The sequence below is a fragment of the Candidatus Magnetobacterium casense genome (genome assembly GCF_019173545.1).
Classification (GTDB): domain Bacteria; phylum Nitrospirota; class Thermodesulfovibrionia; order Thermodesulfovibrionales; family Magnetobacteriaceae; genus Magnetobacterium; species Magnetobacterium cryptolimnobacter.
In genome coordinates this window covers 1-1,188 of record NZ_JABXWD010000737.1, presented here as the reverse complement: position 1 = coordinate 1,188, position 1,188 = coordinate 1, and the positions used below count along the sequence as shown (strand labels likewise).

Sequence of the window (1,188 nt, the reverse complement as noted above, 5' to 3'; positions counted from 1 at the left end):
CAGAGATCAGCCTCCCCATTGGCACTACCACCGGCGCCATTGTGCCTTATGATGTCGCGGCAGACAGTATGAACGCAGAGAAGATCATTGCGTCGCTGATCGTAGGCAGGACCGACTTACGGCCAGTCATCGGCGAACTCGACAAGGACAGAAAGCTCTTTGTCGTATTTGACAGTTGTTTCTCCGGCAATGCCGTCAGAACCGTCAAAAATCCTAAGGGGATAAAGAAAAATACGGCTATCCCTGGCTTTACAGACACGCCTAGCCCACCGTGGAGCGGCAGCAAAGATACCGGCTACCCATATCGCAATACGATATACATATCGGCCTCTGAGGATAACACAACGGCACGCGATTTAGATGACGGTTCCGGCACATTTGATAACAAGGCGCACGGCGCCCTGACCAATGCCATTGTCAAGGGGCTTCAGGGCAAGGCGGACACCAATAACGACGGCGTTGTTACCTATGAGGAACTCCATAAATACGCCAAAGCGGATACAAACGACTATGCCCAGACCCCTCAGCTGCTTCATCCCAAAGACATGGCGGTCAACACCCCCGTGTTTGGAAAACGCGGGGCCGCCGCCACAGCGCAGGGAACCGTTAACCGTCCGTCCAGGCAGGGAATTGTTTCATCGAAGGGGGCTTTAAAGGTTAAACTTGAGTTCAAGGGGGGCGATTCTCAGTCTTCAAATCTTGACTCAAGCCTTGAGTCCCTCAAGGGTGTGAAGATGGTAAGAAATGAGAAAGACTATGACCTGTTAATAACCAATGACAAGGGGCCATACACGCTTTATATCTCAAGCGGCGACAAGCTCTACGAGGCCGCCAGCGCTGAGGATGTGGTAAAGCGTGTTGAGCGCTATGTCAAGGTGCGTGAATTGGTAACGCTTTCACACCAGGGACAAAAGTTCAACGTCTTTCTTAAGATTGGAGGCACTAAGGACAAGATTGTGTTCAGAAAAGGAGAGGTGCTGGATTTCACTATAAAGAGCGAAGAGGATGCCTACGTAGTCCTGCTGAACGTGGATGCGGAAGGCTTCGTGACGGTTCTCGTCCCGCAAACAGGGAATGAATTATCTAGTGCTCAGGTATCGAAGGGCAAGTCTCTTGAATTCAAAGAACTCGGCAAGATTGCCCCCCCGTTTGGTTCTGAGTTCATGAAGGTATTTGCCTTCAGAGGGA

Annotated in this window: 1 protein-coding gene; it reads left to right on the top strand. The window is 51.1% G+C overall.

All coding sequences use genetic code 11. The features are described from left to right. The coding region (locus HWQ67_RS19180) for a DUF4384 domain-containing protein (protein ID WP_218254298.1) at window positions 1–1,188 on the top strand (1,188 nt) is incomplete at both ends.